This window comes from Sorangium sp. So ce367, assembly GCF_051520455.1.
GTDB classification, from domain to species: domain Bacteria; phylum Myxococcota_A; class Polyangia; order Polyangiales; family Polyangiaceae; genus Sorangium; species Sorangium cellulosum_B.
Window position 1 is genome coordinate 8,898,879 of the sequence record NZ_CP150334.1, and the last position, 20,608, is coordinate 8,919,486.

The window sequence follows — 20,608 nt, forward strand, 5'->3', positions numbered from 1 at the left end:
TCTGACGGTCAGGCCTTCATCGGGCTGCCGGCCTCGTCGGCCACGCGGAAGCCATTCGGCGGCGTGACGAGCTTGCTCCTTGGATTTCGTAGCCCCTCCGGCCCCTCGGTCCCGCCGCGGGACGGCTCACGGTCACGCGCCATGCATTCAGCCGAGCCGCGATGGCCGGCGGATGGTCGCAAGCGCGTTGCGCTGTTGCTGCTCAATCCGCGCAGGTGTGGTTCGTTGCGCGCAGCCGAGGAGCGCTGGAGCTTGGCGGGGGCGAGCCGCCGGCTTGTTCGCCGGGGGTGATCGGGGCTCAACGCCTCCTGGAAATCGCTGGCAGACGCCGCGCGCTGCCACCCTGGCATGAGCGCTGCAGACACGGGACACGGCTGAGCGTCAACCGACGGGTCCTTCGCGGCGTTCACAGCGACGCGCAGCGACCTCTCAGCCGGCGATGCCGCCCATCTCGGCGGCGCTTTTACCTGTTCAACCCCTATTCAACAAGAAGAACGCGTGACCCGACCTTCTGCTTGCATGCCCAGCACACCCCTCTCTCCGAGGACGCCATGAAGAACAATGGATGCAATCTCCAATCCGGGATCTGGTCGCTCGCTCTGGCAGCGGTCGGCGCGCTGTCTCTCGTCGCTTGTGGTGAGACGGAGGAGAGCACAGCCGAGCCAGCGCTCGACGAAGTGGGCGTGGCTTACCAGGGGCTGAGCTCCCATTGGGGCTGGGCCCACGCGGACCACACGAACCCCTATACGAACCGCTGCGTGAACGATGCCGCCAGCAGCATCAACGCGCTCTACAACCCGAACTATGTCATGGCCTACCGCAGCGGCAGTGACGCCTGCAGCACGTATGCGCCCACGACGGGCACCGGGCTCATTCACCACCAGGGCATCCAACGGCTCGCGCGTGATTACAACTATCTCCTGGTGACGACCTCGGTTCAGGGGGACGCACGCCCGGGCTTCGAGGTCGTGCGCCTCGGATCGCTGAGCAACAACCCGTGGCTGCTGGGTCGGAATGCCTCTCCCTCCCGGCTCCCGTCCTGCAGCGACGCGATCGTGCACTACCAGTCCGACGACTCAGGGATGCCGTACGATCACTCGGGCGGCCTCCAGGTGAACGGCGAGTACGTCATCGTGCCTTTCGAAAAGAACGACGATCAGGCGACGGCGGGCTTTCGCATCGCCAGGCTGTCGAATCCCTTGAACCCCCAGTGGAGCCCGCTGGTCTTGCGAACGCGAGGTCAGACGGTCAATGCGGGAGCGGTGAGCCTCACGCTGCTCTCCTCTGGCCGCTACCTCGCGTTCGTCTTTGGCCACAACTCGGACGACGTCGAGGTGTTCGTGTCCTCGGAGGCGGCAATGCCCTATTTCGGCAGCTCGAGCTCCACCTGGATATCTCAGGCGAGCGTCTCAACGCCCTTTGGCGGCGCGGAATACCAGGGCTTGCAGCTCGTGACCCAGTGCGACGGGCAGCTCTTCGTCGCTGGCACGCACAGGAACAAATGGTTTGACGAGGACTGGGTCGACCTGTGGCGTGTGGACCTCAGCGCGGCCTTCGTGCCTGGCTTCACCGAGGTGGCCAGCCGACACATGTCCTGCAGCAGCGCGGCTACGGGCAACAAGCGCTACTGCGCCTTCGATGCAGGGGCCGGGATCTATGTGGACCCCGACGGCGAGATCCTGCTTTATGGGGTGGAGCACTACAACGACGCCTACCCGGGCACGACACGCGCGGTCAAGGTGCGCGAGTTTCCGTAGACCCTGCGCCAAGGCCTGCCCTTACAACGCCGATCAGCTACGATCGCTTCGTACCTTCACGCCACTCCGCACTGGCTTCCATGGAACGGAGTGCCGAGACGGAGCCCTCCCCATCGCCTGCCTCTTCAATGGAGGCGTCCGCTCGCAGTCGGCACGTGCGGCGTGAGGACCGCCGTCCCCGCAGGGGCGAGCTCAGGAGCGCTCAGGCGCCTGCGAGGAGCCCCGGGCATTTCAGTTGGACGGCCGCGCACGCCGCGGGTTGCGGCGAGAAGTCATCGATGGACGACGCACACGTGATCGCCTCGAAGGCGTCGCCCGTGGCGATCATGCAGGCCTTGAGCTCCGCGACAGTGGCGGTGCACCCCACGAAGCCGGCCGTCTCGCACGAGCCGGCCGGCTCGGGCGCCTCCGGAGCGCGGATGCAATCCGCCCTGGCGGTCTCGCAGTCCGTTCCATCCACGACGCTGGCGAGCACCCCGGTGAGGTCGCACAGGTCCTCCTTCGAGAGCTCGAGTGCCCCGGTGACGTCGTCGCACACCTGCTGGGCCTCTGCGGCCGTCAGCTCGCTGAGCTGCTCGCCGTCGAGAGCATCCCCGCCGCCGGTGTCGGTCCCGCCGCCTGTGTCGGTCCCGCCCCCAGTGTCGGTCCCGCCGCCGGTGCCGGTCCCGCCGCCTGTGTCGGTCCCGCCGCCGGTGTCGGTCCCGCCGCCGGTGCCGGTCCCGCCGCCGGTGCCGGTCCCGCCGCCGGTGCCGGTCCCGCCACCGGTGTCGCTTCCGCCGCCTGTGTCGCTTCCGCCGCCGGTGTCGGTCCCGCCGCCGGTGTCGTCGTCGGCTTTGCCCCCATGGCTCCCCTCGCCATCGCTGCATGCCACGAGCGAGAGCGAGAGGCCGGCCATCAACAATCCAAGAAGCTTCATCCGTATCATCGGGCCCCCATCAACGAGAATGTTCACCTGCGTGTCCACGCGACGATCGAGGACGGCTCCGCCGAAGGATGCGAGCGGAGCTGCATCGTCGATCGGGCAGGCGCGCAATGCATGAACCTACCACAAACAGGATTGAATTCTCCTTCCCTCCTCGGCAATTTGATCGCGCTGGCCGGCCAGGGCCGGCGGGGACGGGCGCATCGTCGATGCGTTCGGTCTGGGACGACGCAATGGCGTCTCCAGCGCTCCACGCCATTCGGCCGGTGCGGATGCAGCCCGTCCTCGTACAGGACGGATACCGGAGGGCAAGCCTTGCACCTCGGGGTCAGCCCTCTTCGATGTTCAGACTCGCCAGCATCTGGATGACAAGGAAAGGCTTTGACGAAAGCCCGCTCCGCTCGCCCGCCTGGCTCCTTCCCGTTACGCTATCCTCGTGGTTCCATGAACGAGGTGTCGCGACGCGCGCGGTCCCGCCACTTCGGTTCGCCGCGCCACACTTCTTCGCGCAGCGATCCGGCTCCTTTTACCTACGCGCTATCCTCGCTCAAACCGGGAAGGGACGACTTTCACCTTCCCTCTTTCGTCTTCCACTCGGCATCACGAGGCCTTCGAGCGCCCGGGACGGCGCCGCGCGTGTGGGCACAGGTGCGTCCACATCGCGCCTCATCCGAGGGGCTTTCACGAATTACCAGGGTTGATATAGATCATGGCTTGGACATGCCCCTCATCACGCGCCCTCGGCTTCGACCCATCATCGCGCTCGCGCCGCTCACGGCGCTCACGGCGCTCGCCTGCCAGGAGGTGCCGCGCGCTGCCCCAGGAGCTCGCGGGCCCACCGCGCCAGCTGGCATCGAGCCGGCGCCGGCCGCGTCGATCGCGGCGGAACCCGCCGAGCCGGCGCCGGAGCCCGCGCCGCTGCCCCCGGTCTCCCCAGGGCTCGAGCTGCAGGACGAGCCTTATGCAGAGGCGCGCGCGAAGTTCAAGACCAAGCTCATCTCCACGGATCCGGCACCTCAGAGCTACCAGAACGTCCCGCCGCCCCCGGGCGCGCGCGAGATATCGTATCTCTCCGGCGGCCTCAAGCTCAAGGCATGGGTCAGTGAGCCCCCGGCCGACGGACGCCGCCTGCCCGCGGTCCTGTTCCTGCATGGTGGGTTCGCCTTCGCCCTCGATGACTGGGAGATGGCAGAGCCCTATCGCGACGCGGGCTTCATCGTCCTCATGCCCATGCTCCGGGGAGAGAACGGCCTCCCCGGCGGGTTCTCGATGTTCTTACACGAGGTCGACGACGTGCTCGCCGCCGCCGACGCCCTGGCCAAGCTGCCCTATGTGCAACCCGATCGCCTCCATGTCGCAGGCCATAGCGTGGGAGGGACACTCACCCTCCTCGCAGCGATGGGATCCGACCGGTTTCGCGCCGCCGCGTCGTTCTCTGGGTCGCCCAACCAGATCGACTGGTCCTCGGGTCAAACCAGGCTCATCCCTTTCAGCCCGTACGACATACGGGAGTTCCAGATCCGCTCGCCGGTTGCCTATGCGACGAGCTTTCGGTGCCCGGTGCGGCTGTACCACGGGCTGTCCGGCGGGGAGCGCTTCTTCGGCCCCGCGAGCCAGCGGCTCGCCCTCCTGGCGCAGCGCAGCGGGCTCGACGTCAAGGTGGTGCCGGTCGCAGGGGATCATTTCACCTCCGTCTCGGAGGCGATGAAGCAAAGCATCGAGTTCTTTCGCGCGCAGCAGTGACCGCCGCCGTGATCGGTCCGCGCCCTGCGCGCCTCCGCGGGCCCGCGTCCGTCGCCCCCGGCGGGGCCGACGGCCCCGCGTCGACCGCCCGCCCCCCGTCGACCGCCCGCCCCGCCTCGGCCGTCGCGGCGGCCCGGCGCAGTACCCCGATCGAGCCTCCGTGGCGCGCCGCGGGGCTCGGAGAGCGCGGGCTCGGTCGATCCAGAAATCGACCGAGCCCGTGTCGGGTCTTCCTCTCCGTTCACGGAAAAGGGTTTGAGGCGCGTGGAGCGAGGGGCATCGGCGCCCCCACCGCCCGCGCGTCCGACCTCACCCTGCAACGAATGTTCTGGGAGGACCCCCATGCGACAATTCACCTTTCTGGCTCGCCTCTCTCCCCTGGCCCTCACCCTCCTGACCGCCGCGGGCTGCGGGGGCATTGCCCCGGAGACCCAGGCGGATCCTTTCATGGACCATGAGCCGGGCGCCGAGGAGCCCAGCGACCCGGCCGCGAAGCCCGCCGATGTCACGACGGGCCCTGTCGTCGCTCTGACGTCCATTCAACGCGAAAAGGCCCCTCTGCTCGCGGAGCTCATGGACGGCGCCCCTTCGAGGTTCCGGGCAGACCTCATCGCGGATCCGAGCCCCGCGAGCCGCCTGGCAGAGGCGTCCGCCGTGCTCATCGACGCCGAGGCCGCGAGCGCCGACGACATCCGCTCCTACGCGTCCGTGCTCCGGGCAGCGCGCCTCGCGGGGGTGCCTGTGATCCTCGAGAACGCGCGCGACGCCGAGAAGGTCGCGCTGGCGCTGGGCATCGGGATGTCCGCGCAAGTCGTCTACGCGGCGCCCAGCCCAGGCGGCCAGCACTTCGACGTGCGCGTCTTTGGCGACGTCACCGGCGAGGAGACCGAGGAGCACAGCTCGGTGCGCTTGCCGGCCTCCGCGAAGGCGAGGTACGCCCGGATGACCGCGGACGAGCGGGCCGAGCTCGGAATGAGGCTCGAAAGGAGCGAGGCCGAGCTCGACGCGCTGTTCGACGCGGCGCCCGAGGCCGAGCCCATCACCATCGACGCAAAGCCCCGGATCGCCTCGATGTCCGAGGTCGCGCAGGCGGCGCTGCCTGCCCGCGGCGAGCTCCTCGCCGAGATCAAGGGCCTGCTCGCGGACCACAAGGCCCACGCGCTCGCCCAGCTCGTGACCGAGCCTATGCCCGAGGGCACCTACCGCTCGTACAACGTGACGTCCCCCTCCATCCAGTGGGAGTGCGGCGGCGACGGCCAGCGCTCCGTCATCGACCGCAACTTCACGGTGACGCTCCTCGCCTCCAACGCGCCGGAGGGCAAATACGTCGTCTTCGCGGGCAATGGCACCCAGTACAACCCCGGCGGGCTCAAGTGGAACTCGGGGAACAACCGCGGCTACTTCCAGGAGGCCCTCCAGCACTCGATTCGCCCCCTGTCGGGGGGGCTCTCGCCCTACGCCCACAGGCCCCACTCGGCCAACGAGTCCTCGACGTTCACCACGTCGAACGGGTTCTCGGTCGGCGCGGGCGTGGGCGTCGATGGGCCGTCCACGAGCTTCAGCTTCGATGTGAGCGAGCACGCCTCTCAGTCCTTGAACGACTTCGACGTGATCGATTTCTCCTCGGGTTCGATCTTCGGCTGGCAATACAAGCTGGCCTCGGTGAGCGGGCATTCTTACAAGAAATGGGAGGACCTCCACAACGACACGTGGGGCGGCCTCTACGGCCTGCCCAACCTCGCCAAGAGCACGCTCACGGAGGAATACGAGGGTATCTACTCGGCGAGCCTCCAGGATCAGTCGCTTTACCCGGTGGAGAACGTCAACCTGCAGTCGGTGCGGCACACCTGGGTCTCCAACGATTACCTCCTCTGGGAGGAGATCAAGACCACCTCATGCGGGAAGGCGGCCGGCTCCGTCGTCACCGTGGACCTGAGCTCGGTCAACGTGGCCAAGCTGGGCACCATCCCCTTCAGAGAGACGTTCGATCAAGGCGTCGCGGCGGGCGTCTGGACCGCGATCAACGAGGGCATCACCGACAGCTCGTCGAGCTGGAAGGGGGCAGGCGGCGCGGCGACCGAGACGGGCAGCGCGTTCGATTACCCCCAGACCGCGGCCGACGGGGCTGTCGACATGCGCGGGACCTACCTCGTCGCGCCCCGCACGGCCTTCGGGCAGGGAGCGCTCTCGGCGAAGATCTACGCGGGCGACCCCGACGGCTTCGGCCTCATGTACGCCATCAACGACACCGGCTCGAGCTACTACCGGGTGATGTTCGACGCGAGCTTGAGCGTCGCGCGCCTGGTCCGGGTGGACAACGGCGTCTTCACCGAGCTCGCGGTCAACACGAGCTATGTGCCGCCGCAGAACGCATGGATGACGGTGCGGGTCGAGCGCGAGGGGACGACGCACCGGATCAAGGTCAATGATCAGGTGGTGCTGGCGGTGCCGAGCGAGGTGACGTACGCGTGGGGTTCGGTCGCCCTGTTCTCGTGGGCGATGAGCGACGTGCGCTTCGACGACGTGACGATCACGACCCTTTGACGCGATCCTGAGACACGGTCTCGTCCATGAGCACGGCGAGGCCCCGGTGCAGGAGCGTCGAGCTTCTTTTACCTACGCGCCGGCATCGCGAAGCTCCGCGCGCTGATCGAGCGCGTCACGGAGCGTGTTCGTCGACTGAGCGGACGGCGCTGCCCTGCTTCCGCAGCGCGACGCGGAGCTCGTGCCGGCCGAGCGCCGTGCGCCCGCGCCAGTACTCGAGGTTGAAGTCCGTCGCCTCGATGAACCCGTATCCCACCCGGTCGCCCGACTGCACGCGGACGATGGCGACCCCGTTCGAGTGGTTGTTCGTGTGGGTGATGCCCCCGGTCGCGGAGAACGGGCACCTGCCGAGCAGCACCTTGCCCGCCGCGTCGGCGGTCAAGCTCATGTCCGCCGTGTTGTCGTAGACCTTCGCGTACCACCCCTCCCCGGGCCCGGCGCGGTAGATCCTGACGCTCGCGCCCGGCAGCGCGGCGCCGCTCGCGTCCCTCACCGTGAGCTCGTTCTGCGCCGGCAGGTCGTTCAGGTAGGCGCCGAGGTTCCCCGGTGCATTGTAGTTGCCGAGCGTGGCGCGGTGACCGCGGATCAGGTTCAGCGCCACCGCGCTGTGGCGGTCGACCGTCGGCCCATTGCCGTTCATCAGCCCGGTGTACGGCGTGTATCGGACCGCATCGCGCCAGCTGTTCACGTACGGCATGTACGGTGTGCCCACGATGGGGGCGCCGTTCTCGAGGATGTCTATCCGGTTACCCGCCGAGACGTGGACGTTGAACCCGTAGACGTCGACGAGGTAACGCGCGTGGCCGAGCTCGTGGAGCAGCGACGCCTCGTAGTAGAACGGGTTGCTCGAGCTCCGCGTCGCGTGGTCCCCGTAGAACGTCCCGATCGATGCGTCGTTCTGGAACCCCCATTGCAGGTCGACCGTCCGGTCGTTCATGTTCGGGTGGTTGGTCGGGTACCCTCCCGCGAGCGGCAGGGCGTCGTCGGGGACGACGACGACCTTGTCGAGCCGGATCCGGTCCAGCACACCGCTCGGCGCCTCGGGGTAGATCGACGCGGCGAACATCTCGTTCCACATCCGCACCTGGCGCTGGGCCCAGTCCTCCCACGAGTTCGAGCCGGCCCCGAGCTCGCGCTGGTGGTCGTCGAAGTAGTCGTGGACGCTCTGCTCCACCCAGAGCCCGACGCTGATCGCGTCGGAGTCGACGGCGATCCGGTTGTTGAGCTCGTGCGTCTCGCTCACCGTGTCGTCGGGGTCGATCGAGAACGCGATCTCGCGCCGCGAGGACGTCCAGGTCCAGGGGAGATCCACGGTGGCCGCGCCGTTGGCCGGCACGTTCACCGTGCCTGTCGCGGCGACCGCGCCGTTGATCGACCAGCGGTACGGGACGGCGGTCGCCGCCGCGCTCGACCGGTTGCGGACGTGGGCCCTCCAGGTCACGGACGACCCCGCCGTGGGCCACCCCTCGACCGCGGGGTTCGCGCTGCCCCAGACGTAGTCGAGCGCCGGCGCGCGGCTGATCCAGCCGGCGATGAGGTCCTGCGTGGCGCGCGCCCCGGCGGCGAGCGGCGTCCCGTCGAGCAGCACCACCGGCGCGTCCGCCGTGGTGCCTTGCCGGAGGACGACGCGGTCCAGCCCGAGGACGGGCGCCGACGCGTTGATCTCGACCCACCCGATCGAGCGATGGTTCAGCGCGTCCGTCTCCGTCGCGCCGGTCCAGCCCGGGTCATTCCACGCGTTCCACCACCCCTTCGCGGGGATCGTCCTCGTGAACGACGCCAGGGAGCAGGACCCATCGACCCTCCGGATCCGGACCGTGATCGTCACCGGGTAGGCGCTCGGGTTGTTGACGACGGCCGAGCTCCACTGGGTCACGCCGGCGCTGGCGGGCCAGTTCTTGAGGTAGAGCGAGCTGAAGAGGCTGTTCTCCGTCGCCTGGACGAGCGGCTCCTCGTCGAGCAGCGCGACGGGCGCGCTCGGCGCGCTCCCGTCGCGGAGGATGACCCTGTTGGTCCCGAACACAGGGCTGCTCGCGTGGATCTCCACCCAGCCGATGGAGCGGCCCGGCGTGCTGTCCGGAACGCCGTTCCAGCCCGGATCGCCGTAGGCGTTCCACGCCCCCATCGCCGGGATCGTCCTCGTGAACGACGCGAGATCGGGCCCGCCGTCGGTCCGGTGCACGGTGACCACGACGTCCGTCGGCGTCGGGCTCGGGTTGTTGACGACGAGGCTCGACCACTGGGTCAGCGTCCCTGTCGCGGGGACGTTCCTCAGGAAGAAGCTCCCGGCAAGGTCGGTCGACGTCGAGGGCGTGAACGCCAGGTCGTCGAGGAGGAACAGGGGCGCGTCGTACGTGGTGCCCGTTCGCAGGGAGATCCGGTTGCTCGCGACGACGGGCTGGTCAGACGTCACCTCGACCCACCCGTACGCTCCGGTGTTCGCGGCGTCGGTGTTCGGGATCGCGAGCCAGCCGGCGTCGCCGTACGAGCCCCACGCCCCCGTGCCCGGCACGGTGCGCGAGAGCGTCGCGAGCACGCCGCTCCCGTCGTTCCTGTGGACCTTGACCGTGATGTGGGCGGCCACGGGTCCTGGGTTGACGACGTGGATGTTGGACCACTGGGTCTTGTTGCCCGACGCGGGCCAGTTCTTCAGGAAGTAGCTCGACAGCAGACGGGTCGACGGGCTCTTGATGAACGGCTCGTCCTCGAAGAGGCGCGCGGGCGCGTCGTACGTGCTCCCGTCGCGGATGGTGATCCGGTGCGAAGCGACGACGGGCGCGCTGGACTGTAGCTCGATCCACCCGAGCGAGCGGTGATTCGCCGGGTCGCTCTCGGCGATGCCGTTCCAGGCGGGGTCGCCGTACGCGTTGTACGTCGCGAAGCCGGCGATCGTCTTCGAGACGACGCCGAGGAGCGCGCCTCCGCCGGTCGGGTGGACCATGAGCGTCACCGAGACTGGCTGCGCGCTCGGGTTGACGATGACGACGTTCGACCACTGGGTACGTCCGTCGGTCGTGGGCCAGTTCTTGACGTACACCGGGGAATGCTGGCGCTCGCCCGCATCGACGGCCGGCTGCGCCACCGACGCGAGCGGCTCGTCGTCCTCCGGGGCGACGCAGCCAGACGCGGCCACGGCCGCCAAGGTGATGCTCACAAGGGCGAGAGGGGGAATGAGTCTCAAGGGATGCCTCCTGTCTCTGCGTTCGTCGCTGAGCGCAGCCACCGCGGGGGCGCCGCCGCCCTTGCCGGACGGCGGGGCCGCGGCGCTGCGGCAACGCTGGCCAGTGCGCCTGAGCAGACGCTGTGCCACCGGGCTGAACGCCCCGCTCGACAGCGCTCCTACGCCCTCGCCCTGCGCTCGCTCCGGTCGCAGGTCGACGGTGACACAGCAAGCCTTGCGCAAGGCGCTCCGGGGAGACAGCAAGTCTTGCCTCGTCAGCAAGTCTTGCTGACTTCATGGCCAGCCCGCTCCGACGGGCGCGGCGGTGACGACCCGGAGCCCGGGCGCGGTCTCGTCAGCCTGCGGCGAGATCGCGTCCGGAAGCCGCGGATCGTGATGGCCGTCGACACTCCCGCGATAGGAGTACTGTTGCACCGATGCGCCACCCGTCGGCCGATCCCCTTCGCTTGCGCCTGCTCCTCTCCATCGGCGTGGTCCTCCTGGCGGGGCCTGGGTGCAGCCGCGAGGCGGCGCCGGCGCCCCCAGCGGGGCCTTCGGCCGCGCGTCCGTCGTCGGAGACGCCGTCAGCGGGGCCGGTCGCGCCTCCGCCGCCGGCGGGAGCGCCGGGGAGCACCACACGGGGCGAGATCGCGGGCGTGCGCTACCTCGAGCACATGACGGGCGGGGCGCGACCCGACGAGCGGGTGCCCATGATCGTCGCGCTGCACCCCATGGGCGGGGACCCCGCGGACTTCCTGCAGCTGCTCCGGCGCTACCGCCGCCGCGCCCGGCTCATCCTCCCGTACGGCCACCCGAGCGGCGGGATGTACCTCTGGTACGACTCCGTCGGCGACGACGTCGCCGCCCCCCTGGTCACGCGGGAAGCCGATCGGATCGCCGCCGCGCTCGCCGCCCTGGTAGCCGCCCGCCCCACCGTCGGCAATCCCCTCGTCACCGGCTTCTCGCAGGGCGGCATCATGACCTTCGCCCTGGCGGTCACCCACCCCGAGGCGCTGGCGGCCGCCTTCCCCATCAGCGGTCTGCTCCCGCCGTCGCTCTACCCGTCGGCGGCGCTGAGCTCGGAGCCGCGCCCGGCGACGCTTCCGCCGGTCATGGCCTTCCACGGCGCCTCCGACCTGGCGGTGCCGACCCGAGGCGCGCGCGACTCGATCGCCGAGCTGCGGCGCGCCGGGTACACCGCGGAGCTGCGCGAGTACGTCGGGGTCGAGCACGACACCTCCGACGAGGAAGTGGGCGAGATCTTGGAGCGGATCGGGCGGGCCGCCGACGGCCTCGCGGACGCGGGCGCCTCGCGAGCGACGCCGGCTCACGGGGCCTCGGAGAACGCAAGCCAGTAGGCGAACTCGTGGCCCGGCTCCGCGTACTCGAACGAGCGGAGATTGCGGAACGTGTAATCCCCCGCGTGCGCGCCGGTGATGTGGATGGAGGCTTCCTCGCCGGCGTTCAATGTCACGGAGGACGGGCTCGCGTCCGCCATCGAGAACCGCAGGGCATAGACCGGGTTGCCGGCCTCGGTCGAGAAGCAGACGTCAAGGCGCTCCACGGTGAAGGGGTCGAACGCGGCGGTGAGCGCGTTGGGCCCGCCGGTGACGAAGCGCTCGTGCGCCGCCAGCCACACGCGGTCGTCCGTGGCCACCGGGTTCGAGAGGCCGCGCCATTCGGAGAGATTCTCGACGGTAAGGTGCATCGCGGTGTAGTCGTCGTAGTCGCCGTAGCCGCTCCGCTCGCGCTGGGCCTGGAAGTCGAACCGCACGAAGGCGCCCTCCGGGACGAGCACGTCGGGCAACCCACTTGCGGCGAGCGTCAGCGTGGTGTGCGCCGGGTCGCAATCCGCGTCGGGAGAGCATGAGTCGATGGCGATCTCGCCCGGTGCGGAGGAGACGATCCGCCCCTCGATCGAGCGCTGCGTCGGAGGGTCGCCCGCCTCGCCGGCCGGATCCTCGGAAGAGAAGGTGGTGCCATCCGCGGCGGTCAGCGACCACGTGATCCGGTCCATCGCGGGAATCGAGCACTCGGCGGTGCCGCCGCCACCGCCCGCGCCGCCGTCGATGACCTCGGAAGCGGTGCAGCCGGCGAGGAGAGAGAGCGAGAGCATGCCCAGAAGAAGGTCGTGTTGAATTGACATGACCTGCAACGTGGCAACCGTTGTGCCGCGCGAGAGCTCCCTCCCTCGCCGCGGATGGCGCCGTATTTCAGCCATGAGCAACAACTACCGCCGGCCTGTGCCATGGTGTGTCGTGGCACAACATGCCCCTCGGCCTGGCCCCTGTGGCCGCCGGGCCGCCGGGCGCAGCGGAGTAGCACCGGGGGCGGCCGGGTGTGGCGGCATGCGGGCCGGAGGAAACCCGCCTTGCGCCTCGGGCTCGTTTTCGGAACCACGCGGACCGTTGTCGCGTGCTGCGACCGCGGAAACTACCCCGTCATCAGCTTCCTGGACGCGCGGGGGACACCGTGGACTTCTACCCCTCCGTCCATCCCTGTTGACGCGGCATATCACCCCACCTCTGCACTGACCATCGCAGGAGCGCTCTCGAGCGCGGCTGCGGCTCGCCGGGCGCCGGTCTATCGAGGCGAGTCGTGCGGGCGACGCCATCATCATCCGAACGATCCGGCCATCGACCGGCCACCAGGTGCGTAATGGCCGAATAACGCCGTTAGGAGCGTATAACATGTACCATAGCAGCATTGCGTCGCCGTGCCGGCCCAAGTGCCATGCTAGCCATTACGTCCAGCAAGAACGTCGATTGCAACGCGACGCGACCTGTTGATGAATTCTTGTGCGGCGCGGATGAGCTCGGGCGCATCTGCGCCGCGCAAGCGGGCGAGAGGAGAGCGAGCATGGCGATCCCCCGCCGAAAGCGAAGGTCTCGATCTCCACCGACCCGGCGACGTCCTTCAACGGGATATTCGAGGTCACGAGCAACACCGGCTACACGATCACCTATGACCAGCCGGGCCTCGTCGACGCCGGCCCGATCTACTTCGCCGACGAGGCCAAGGCGTACCTGACCTCGCTCGAGAGCGTGGCGATCAGGCTCAACAACCCGATCGAGGGGTGGCACATCAGCGAGAACACCCTCTACGGCTTCAGCACGGTGATCGACGACAGCGGGCAGCCGCCATCGCCCGCGTATCCTCTCGGGCTGTCCACGTTCAAGGACAACACCATCGTCCCTCCGTGGACCATCAGCACCAGGGAGTTCTCCGGGGGAGGCAAGCAGTTCTCCTCCGTGCAGGTCCCCGTGGGCAGCGCCCTCGAGCCCTGGAGCGAGGTCCCGCGCGACGGCGAGACCTTGATGCTCCAGAACTACCTGAGGAGCAGCGAGGATCTCTCGGCGACCCCGTGGACCGCGGTCGGCGTCACGGCGACGGCGATCCAACCGGATCCGTACGGCACGAGCCGAGCATTTCGGCTCGTCCGGTCGGGCGCCGTGGGCTCCGAGCGCATCCAGCAGGAAATCGTCCTCCCGTCCGGATGGACGCTGGGATCGCAGATGTTGGTGAAATTCTGGGCCAAGGCCGGGACGATGGTCGGCGCGCCGGCCATCGTCGACGTGGGCATCCGGGACCTCAACGTGCCCGCGTTCGCCGGGGGGCTGCACACGTTCAGCCTCACCAGCACGTGGAAACAGTACAAGTTCGTCGTGAGGGGCATCGACAAGACCCACCTGTACAGGCTCGTCGTTTACCCGGCGGGGACCTGGGTTGTGCCAGGTGATGTGTACCTGTTCGCGCCGCAGGTAGCCGAGGTCGACTGCGACTATCTGCCGACGACGACCGTGAGCCCGGACCCGTCGAAGACGGTCCCGCACGCGCTGGAGGACGCCGACGCCGGCAACCGCTTCCACAAGGCCGTCATCCTGACGCGCATGAAGACCACGTCGAGCGCGCCCGGGACCGGGCCCTCGCTGAGCGGCGAGACCGGGCTCGGCTCGGACGAGGCGCGAGAGGCCACCCTGGAAGATGGCTCCACCGACATGGCGGGGGTGATCCAGCTCAAGGCGGGCGGGGCAGGAGGGGATCTCACGGCGCCTGGATCGAACGGACAGATCCACGTGGCGTTCTCGGCGCCCTACAGGACCTCCAGCAAGCCGCTCTACACGGGCCGCGCCCCGGTCGTGCTCGCGAGCCTCGTCGACAGCACGTCGGTGTGGTCGGCCGCGGCGCAGGTCAAGGTCCTGAGCGACGCCAGCGCGAACGGGTTCACGCTGAAGTGGGACAACGGAGCGGTCCTGACTCCCAGCGATACGACGGCCTCCACCTACAAGATCAGCTACGTGGTCATCGGGCGATAACGGGGAACGTGCGCTCCGGGCGCGCCCTCCGCGGGAGCTCGGAGCCGGCGCGCTCGTCTCGAGCGCACACGAAAGGAGGATACCTATGCAAGCAGTGATTGATGTCGCCGCGATGCCAGGCACCGACGCGGGGGAGAAGATCAAGAACGCCATCGATGAGCTCCCGAGCCCCGGAGGTGGCGTGCTCGACGCGACGGGGCTCACGGGGGATCAGTTCATCCATGAGACCCTCCTGATCAACAAGCCGGTCAAGCTGATCCTGGGCGCGGCGGCGTACAAGTACGATAGCGGCGTCGTGGGGCCGACCGCGGTCTTCAAGATCGGGCGCAACTTCGTCCTGGAGGGGGCCGGCCGCGACCTCACGCGCATGGAGATGCTCTCCAGCGGCGTGATCTTCAAGTTCCTCGATACGTGGCCGTACGATCGGGGCAAGCTCCAGTTCAGCGTCGAGTTCGTCGAGCTCCTGGGCAACGGCCTGAAAGCCTCAGTGCTCGACTCCCTGCTCCCCAAGGCCTCCCCGGGCGAGCACGTCGGGTTCAACGAGGGGCTCATCCGGATCGAGCACAACAGGATACGGGATTTCCTTGCCACCGCGATCATGATCGGGAGGTCCAAGCAGATCTTCAAGATCCGGCAGAATCACTTCTCGAACAACCGGGGCTCCGTCTTCACGGACGACAACGCAGACGGGCTCATCGAGGCGAACGAGTTCGTCTCGCGCGACGAGCAGGACGCCTCCGCGCCGGGCGCAGAGCACCAGCCCCAGGTCGAGGTCATGGGGCCCAACGTCCGTGTCGTCGGCAACAAGTTCACGAAGTCGCCGTCCACCGTGTCCACACGGCCGGATCTCGTGATCGCGCCGGCCAAGAGCAATTCGGTCGGCGGGTTCCTCTGGGTCGCGGAGAACAGGTTCTCGTCCACGCGAGTCGCGCCGGCTGCGGAACTACCTGCGTAACTCCGAGCGGCTGGATCTGTCGCCATGGCAGCGCCAGGGCGTCGTCGTGGAGCCCGGGCACCTCGACCCGTACGGGACCCAGCGCGCGTGGAAGATCTCGCGCGTCTGGATGTCGGCCGATGATCTCATGTGCCAGGGGTTCACGCCCAGCCAGGAGCGGCTCGTCATGACGTTCTGGGCCAAGGCGGGCTCCGGGGCCCGCCTCGCGGCCGGGATCGAGCGAGCCGACGGGCGCAGCTTCGAGGGCGGGTTCCACACGTTCCAGCTCGACGACGAATGGAAGCAATACAAGCTCGTCGTGAACGGCGTCCAGCCGCCGAACGTCTATATCATCCACTTGATTCCAGGCGGCATCCCCTGCGTGCAGGGCGACGTCCTGCTCTTCGCGCCGCAGCTCTCGGACGTCGACGCCGACTACCTCCCCACCGAGGACAGCGGGGGCCTGGACGACGGCGCAGGCAGCCTGTTCCATCGGGACGTGATCTTCACGAGGTTGAAGACGGCGCCTCCGGCGAGCTCGGCCGCGGTGCCGCTCGGCGGGAGCACCGGGCTCGGCGACCCGGGCGCGGCCGCGCAGCTCGAGGTGGGGTCGTCAGAGCTGGCCGGCACGATCCTGCTGACGGCCGGCTCCGCGGGCGCCGGCGCGTCGGGCACGGTCTCCGTGCCCTTCCCGGCGCCTCACGGCGTCGCGCCCATCGTCCTGGCGAGCCTCGCGGACGGCACGTCGCCGTGGCCGAGCGCCGCGCGGGTCAAGGTGAGCGAGGCGACGACCTCCGGGTTCACGCTGGCCTGGTCGTCCGACGCGCCGCTCGTTGCCACGAAGGCGTACAGGCTCAGTTACCTCGTCGTCGGGCGCTGACCCGCGGCCCCGCCGCCGCTCCTTGGGGATGTGTCGACTCCACGTGTCGACAAGCGAACCCGCTCGCGCCGCGAACCGCGACGGCGGCCGTTTGGACGAGCTCAGTAGGGTACAGCTATACGGTAGGATGCCTTCCGCCTGGTGCTACGTCGCGCTGATCCCAGGCGCTTCGTGCGTGGAAGACTTGCCTCATCGCATAAGGCCCGTCCTGCCAATGAATTCATACAGTCGGACTGCACGAGTCGGGAACGGCCATGTGAACGTTGACTTTGCGAAACGCGTTTGCTTGTCCTATCCGCTTGCGTCACTGCAACATTGACGCGCGAGCACCAGGGTGGCCGCTGCGGTTTGGAGGAGCAAAGATGAACCTTTCTAACATTCGGGTGATGGGCCTCGCAGTGGGTGTCTCGTTGGCTTTCGGAGCAGGCTGCGCCGGAACCGGCGATGACGGCGGAGGCGAAACGAGCAGCGGCGGCACGGTCATTCCTCCAGGTTCGGGCGGCGTCACATCCGGCGGCGTCACATCCGGCGGCGTCACATCCGGCGGCGTCACATCCGGCGGAGGAGCGGGCACCGGCGGCGGTGAGGTCGGCGGCAATGGCGCAGGCGGAAGCGGCAGTGCAAGCAACGCGGGCGGCAGTGCCGCGGAGGGTGGGGCTACCTCGGGTTCGGGCGGTGAGGCGGGTGAAGGCACCGGCGGGGCCGCGCCCATCGATTGCGATTCCGACGGGGCGGTGATGACCTACCCTACCCTTCCCGGCGCCCCCGAGAGCCCGCTCTATACGGTGACGGCCAACGGGGCGGCGCAATTCGTCGAAAAGATGACCAAGTTTGGCCAGGAGATGCAGGTGCACTACGCCCACTTCGGCGTGGCGAGCGGCTGCAAGGCGACCGTCGCCGTCACGGTGAACGGCGGCTTCAACTCCTACACCTTGAGCCCGAAGAGCCGAATGCTGTCGGCGACCAAGAACGGCGACACGCTCACCTTCGACAGCGGGCCCAACTACTTGATTCTGCAGATCGCCTCCAAGGAACTGCTGTTCGTCCTCATCGACGATCAGGAGGTCGATCCGCCGAAACTGGGCGATGCCGACGTGAAGAACCTCGCAGACTACAACGTCGACAACACGGGCGCTGCGCTCGTCACCTCCAAGGTGCAGGCCGCCATCGACGCCGCCTCCGGATCCGCGCAGAACATCCTGTACGTACCTCCCGGACGCTACAAGACCGGGGAAGTGTGGCTGAAGAGCAACATGACATTGTATCTGGCGGCCGGCGCCATCCTGGACGGGTCGACCAGCACGGGCGACTACAATGGCACGGGCGCGCCGGCCGTCGAGAACACTTCCCACGGCGTGGTTCACATGAACAAGGTGAGCAACACGAAGATCCTCGGCCGGGGAGTGATCGACGGCAATGGTTCGAGGATCCGTGGCACCAACAACGATACACCCTCTTTCAAGATCAACACCCTCCGGATCGACGACAGCACGGACGTGCTGGTCGACGGCATCGTCGTACGCGATCCAGTCTTCTGGAACACGCTGATCTTCGACAGCGACAAGGTGACCATCCAGAACTTCAAGGTGATCAATCGCCGTCCCACCACGACAGCCTACAACCAGACGGACGGAGTGGACTTCGACTGCTCCACGAACGGCAAGCTCTACAATGCCTTCATCTACAGCGGTGACGACAGCATGTCGCCGAAGCGCGAGCAAGAGGGCAAGCTGGACACCAAGGCCATCACCTATGAGAAGGTGGTCGCCTACAGCAACTCAGCGGCGACGAAGATCGGAACCAAGACCTACGGTCAGGTGATCGAGGATATCACCTTCAAAGACATCGATGTCGTCAAGGCCGGCCGGGCCCTCGGGATCAACGCGGACGACACCGCTGTCATCCAGAACATCACCTGGCAGGACGTCAGGGTTGAAACGGTCGACGGCAGGATCATCGACTTCGAGGAAGATGCAACGGCGACCTGGCGCAACGCTCCCAACCGGGCCACGGTCAAGGAAGTGTTCATCAACAATGTTGCCTCTGCCGTGAACAAGGAGATCTACATTCACGGCAAGTCGAGCACCGTGAACTTCAATGGGATTCACTTCGACAATTTCACCATCCAGGGCAACAAGGTCACGAGTCGAAACGGCTGGAACGTGAACCAGTACGTGTCCAACATCACGTTCAAGTGAAAGAACGCCGAAGGCCGACTTTTCCGGAGTTGGCTTTCCTGAAGCGCCGATCACGTTGAAACTCCGAAGGCAGAGCGCCGCGCCGAGGGCACAGAAGCCGGCCGCGCCGGTGACCGCGCCGTCGACCCCGCCCATGACTACGAAGCCGACCGCGCCGCCCGAGTAACGAAGCGAACCCGTCAGATCTTGTCGGGGCACTCGATATGGCAGATCCGCAGCGCGTTCGTCAGCGACTGCTCGACCGCCTTGGTGAAGAGCATGCGCAGCGGATCGGCCACGCCGTTCGAGATCACCGGCACGCGGGCATAATACGAGTTGTAAGCGTTGGCGAGGTCGAGCAGGTGCCGGACCAGCAGGGTCGGATCCTGCTTGTCGGCGGCCGCCTTCACGCGCTCGGGGATCTGCTGGATCTGTAGCAGCAGCGAGTATTCCTGGGGCTCGAGCTGCACGCTGGCGTCGCTGGGGATCGGTCGTAGCTCCACGGCCGCTTTGCGCAGGATGCTGCGCGCGCGACAGGCCGAGTACACGACGTAGGCGCCGCCCGAGCGCTCGAAGCCGGCGATGGTCGCCTCGATCTCTTGCGAGTCGATGTCGACGGAGCCGGTCACGTCTTGTTTCAGATCGTTGAAGACCAGCGAACCGACGGCGAGCTGCTGCGCCGTCAGCTCCAGCTCCTGCGCCGTCATACCGCGATCCTCGGACTTTGCCCGGAAGTGCGCGACCGCGGCGTCGAGCAACTGCATCACGTTTGCCACGGTGTCGCGGCTCGACAGCTTGCGGCCCGTGCGCGCATCGACGTAGAAGCCGAAGTGGATGTGACGGAAGCGCGGCCGCTCGGCGCTGGCGAGGCTGAGCACGCGCGCGGCCTCGAAGAGCCGAGAAAAGTGAACGCGCTGCTCCTGTCCGACGACGTAGCTCATGTCCGTCGGCTCGAACAACTCACAGCGCAGACGGATCGCGCCGAGATCGCGGGTCGCGTAAATGCTCTGGCCGTCAGCGCGACGAACGACGTAGCGCTGTCCTTGGGTGAGCGGGACCACGACAGCGCCCAGATCCTTTTGAATGGCTTGCTTTTGCGCCTCGCACTCGGCCTCGGCGATGTCACCGCGAGCCAGCGCGGCTTCGACCTCGGCCGTGTCGCGCGAGGCCTCGGCGGGCCCGTACACCAGCGCCGTGCCGCGCTGAATCGACTCATCCACGAGCTGATTGCCGGCCTGAACGTAGAAGCTCTCTCCGAGCAAGAGATCGAGGTGAATGCGCAGGGAGTCGTAGAAGCGATCGAAGTCGCGCAGGCTCCAGGCCACCATCTGGCTCCAGAGCTCGACTTCACCCGCGTCGCCCGCCTCGAGCGCACGGAAGCGCGTATCGGAAGCCGCGACGTACTCGGCGTAGGCCGCCCGCAGCGCGGCGACGTCGCGTGCGCCCGGGAAATACTGGCGCAAGACCTCCTGGCTCGACGCGTCGAGCCGACCGAGCTCTGCCTCGTCCGCGGTCACGCGCTCGAGCACGCGGCGGATCTTGTAGATCTCGAGCAGGATCGCATTTTCCCGCATCGCTTTCGGGAAGTGCTCGGCGAAGCGCCGATAGCCCTCGAGCATGAAGCCGAAGCCACCGAAGTCGTTGACGTGATTGAGGCGATAGACCTGCGCGCCGCAGGCCTCGTGCAGGTTGCTCAGCACGTGACCGATGATGGTCGAGCGGATGTGTCCAGCGTGCAGCTGCTTGGCGACGTTCGGCGACGAGTAGTCGATGACCAGCGTGCGATCGCGCTGCGCGTCGCTCGTGGCGAAGCGGTCGCCGAGCTCGGCGACGACCTGCGCCGAGTCCACGAACCAGCGATCCGCGAGGGTGACGTTGATGTACATCCCCTTCGTCTGCACGTTGCTGAACGTCGCAGCGAACGCGGGCCCCTGCAGCACCTCGACGATCCACGGCAGGTGCTTCTGGATGAAGACCTTGGGTCCGCCGTCACTCAGGAGCTCCGGAAACTTCAGCGCCAGGTCGCCGCCGAACTTGGCGCGATCGATGGTCTCGAACTGGGGCTGCAGCGACTTTCCCAGCCGCTCGCTCAACGCGGCCGCCACGGCGCGCTTCAGCTTCGGCAGCGGATACTCGTCGAACGCCGGGGGTGTCGCCGCCGCCCGAGCCGCTCGC

At 67.9% G+C, this 20,608-nt stretch carries 13 protein-coding genes; 8 read left to right on the forward strand and 5 right to left on the reverse strand.

What is annotated here, in order from left to right:
* Positions 1-8: 8 nt before the first annotated feature.
* A complete protein-coding gene (locus tag WME97_RS33825) occupies positions 9-143 on the reverse strand; it encodes a hypothetical protein (RefSeq protein ID WP_437543687.1) in 135 nt (44 codons plus the stop codon).
* A gap of 408 nt (positions 144-551) precedes the next feature.
* On the opposite strand from WME97_RS33825, the gene WME97_RS33830 reads away from it, so the two are divergent.
* Positions 552-1,757 (forward strand): hypothetical protein, encoded by a 1,206-nt coding sequence (locus WME97_RS33830; protein ID WP_437543688.1) that lies wholly within the window; start codon positions 552-554, stop codon positions 1,755-1,757.
* Between the two features lie 202 nt (positions 1,758-1,959).
* Here the strand turns inward: WME97_RS33830 and WME97_RS33835 are convergent, their stop codons facing one another.
* The gene (locus tag WME97_RS33835; RefSeq protein WP_437543690.1) at positions 1,960-2,673 is read right to left on the reverse strand and encodes a hypothetical protein; all 714 of its coding nucleotides are present in this window, start codon (positions 2,671-2,673) and stop codon (positions 1,960-1,962) included.
* Between the two features lie 726 nt (positions 2,674-3,399).
* Between WME97_RS33835 and WME97_RS33840 the strand changes: the two genes are divergently transcribed.
* Complete coding sequence (locus tag WME97_RS33840; RefSeq protein WP_437543692.1) at positions 3,400-4,422, forward strand: alpha/beta hydrolase family protein; 1,023 nt, start codon at positions 3,400-3,402, stop codon at positions 4,420-4,422.
* Between the two features lie 342 nt (positions 4,423-4,764).
* Positions 4,765-6,966: a hypothetical protein gene (locus WME97_RS33845; protein ID WP_437543694.1), complete on the forward strand. Its 2,202-nt coding sequence runs from the start codon at positions 4,765-4,767 to the stop codon at positions 6,964-6,966.
* A 115-nt stretch (positions 6,967-7,081) separates the two neighbouring features.
* Here WME97_RS33845 and WME97_RS33850 read toward each other — a convergent pair whose 3' ends face one another.
* Positions 7,082-10,120, reverse strand: a complete 3,039-nt coding sequence (locus WME97_RS33850) for a CARDB domain-containing protein (protein WP_437543696.1) — start codon at positions 10,118-10,120, stop codon at positions 7,082-7,084.
* A gap of 443 nt (positions 10,121-10,563) precedes the next feature.
* Here WME97_RS33850 and WME97_RS33855 point away from each other — a divergent pair, with 443 nt between their 5' ends.
* Complete coding sequence (locus tag WME97_RS33855) at positions 10,564-11,484, forward strand: alpha/beta hydrolase (protein ID WP_437543698.1); 921 nt, start codon at positions 10,564-10,566, stop codon at positions 11,482-11,484.
* On the opposite strand, the gene WME97_RS33860 is transcribed toward WME97_RS33855, so the two are convergent.
* A complete protein-coding gene (locus WME97_RS33860) occupies positions 11,454-12,272 on the reverse strand; it encodes a hypothetical protein (protein ID WP_437543700.1) in 819 nt (272 codons plus the stop codon). The genes WME97_RS33855 and WME97_RS33860 overlap by 31 nt on opposite strands.
* A gap of 898 nt (positions 12,273-13,170) precedes the next feature.
* On the opposite strand from WME97_RS33860, the gene WME97_RS33865 reads away from it, so the two are divergent.
* From WME97_RS33865 to WME97_RS33880, 4 genes are all read left to right on the forward strand, one after another.
* Complete coding sequence (locus tag WME97_RS33865) at positions 13,171-14,442, forward strand: hypothetical protein (RefSeq protein ID WP_437543702.1); 1,272 nt, start codon at positions 13,171-13,173, stop codon at positions 14,440-14,442.
* Between the two features lie 85 nt (positions 14,443-14,527).
* On the forward strand, positions 14,528-15,397 hold the full coding sequence (locus WME97_RS33870; protein WP_437543704.1) for a hypothetical protein: 870 nt from the start codon (positions 14,528-14,530) through the stop codon (positions 15,395-15,397).
* A gap of 46 nt (positions 15,398-15,443) precedes the next feature.
* On the forward strand, positions 15,444-16,256 hold the full coding sequence (locus tag WME97_RS33875) for a hypothetical protein (protein WP_437543706.1): 813 nt from the start codon (positions 15,444-15,446) through the stop codon (positions 16,254-16,256).
* A 362-nt stretch (positions 16,257-16,618) separates the two neighbouring features.
* Positions 16,619-18,454 (forward strand): glycoside hydrolase family 28 protein, encoded by a 1,836-nt coding sequence (locus WME97_RS33880; protein WP_437543708.1) that lies wholly within the window; start codon positions 16,619-16,621, stop codon positions 18,452-18,454.
* 179 nt (positions 18,455-18,633) lie between these two features.
* On the opposite strand, the gene argS is transcribed toward WME97_RS33880, so the two are convergent.
* The gene (argS, locus tag WME97_RS33885) at positions 18,634-20,538 is read right to left on the reverse strand and encodes an arginine--tRNA ligase domain-containing protein (RefSeq protein ID WP_437543710.1); all 1,905 of its coding nucleotides are present in this window, start codon (positions 20,536-20,538) and stop codon (positions 18,634-18,636) included.
* Positions 20,539-20,608: the final 70 nt, after the last annotated feature.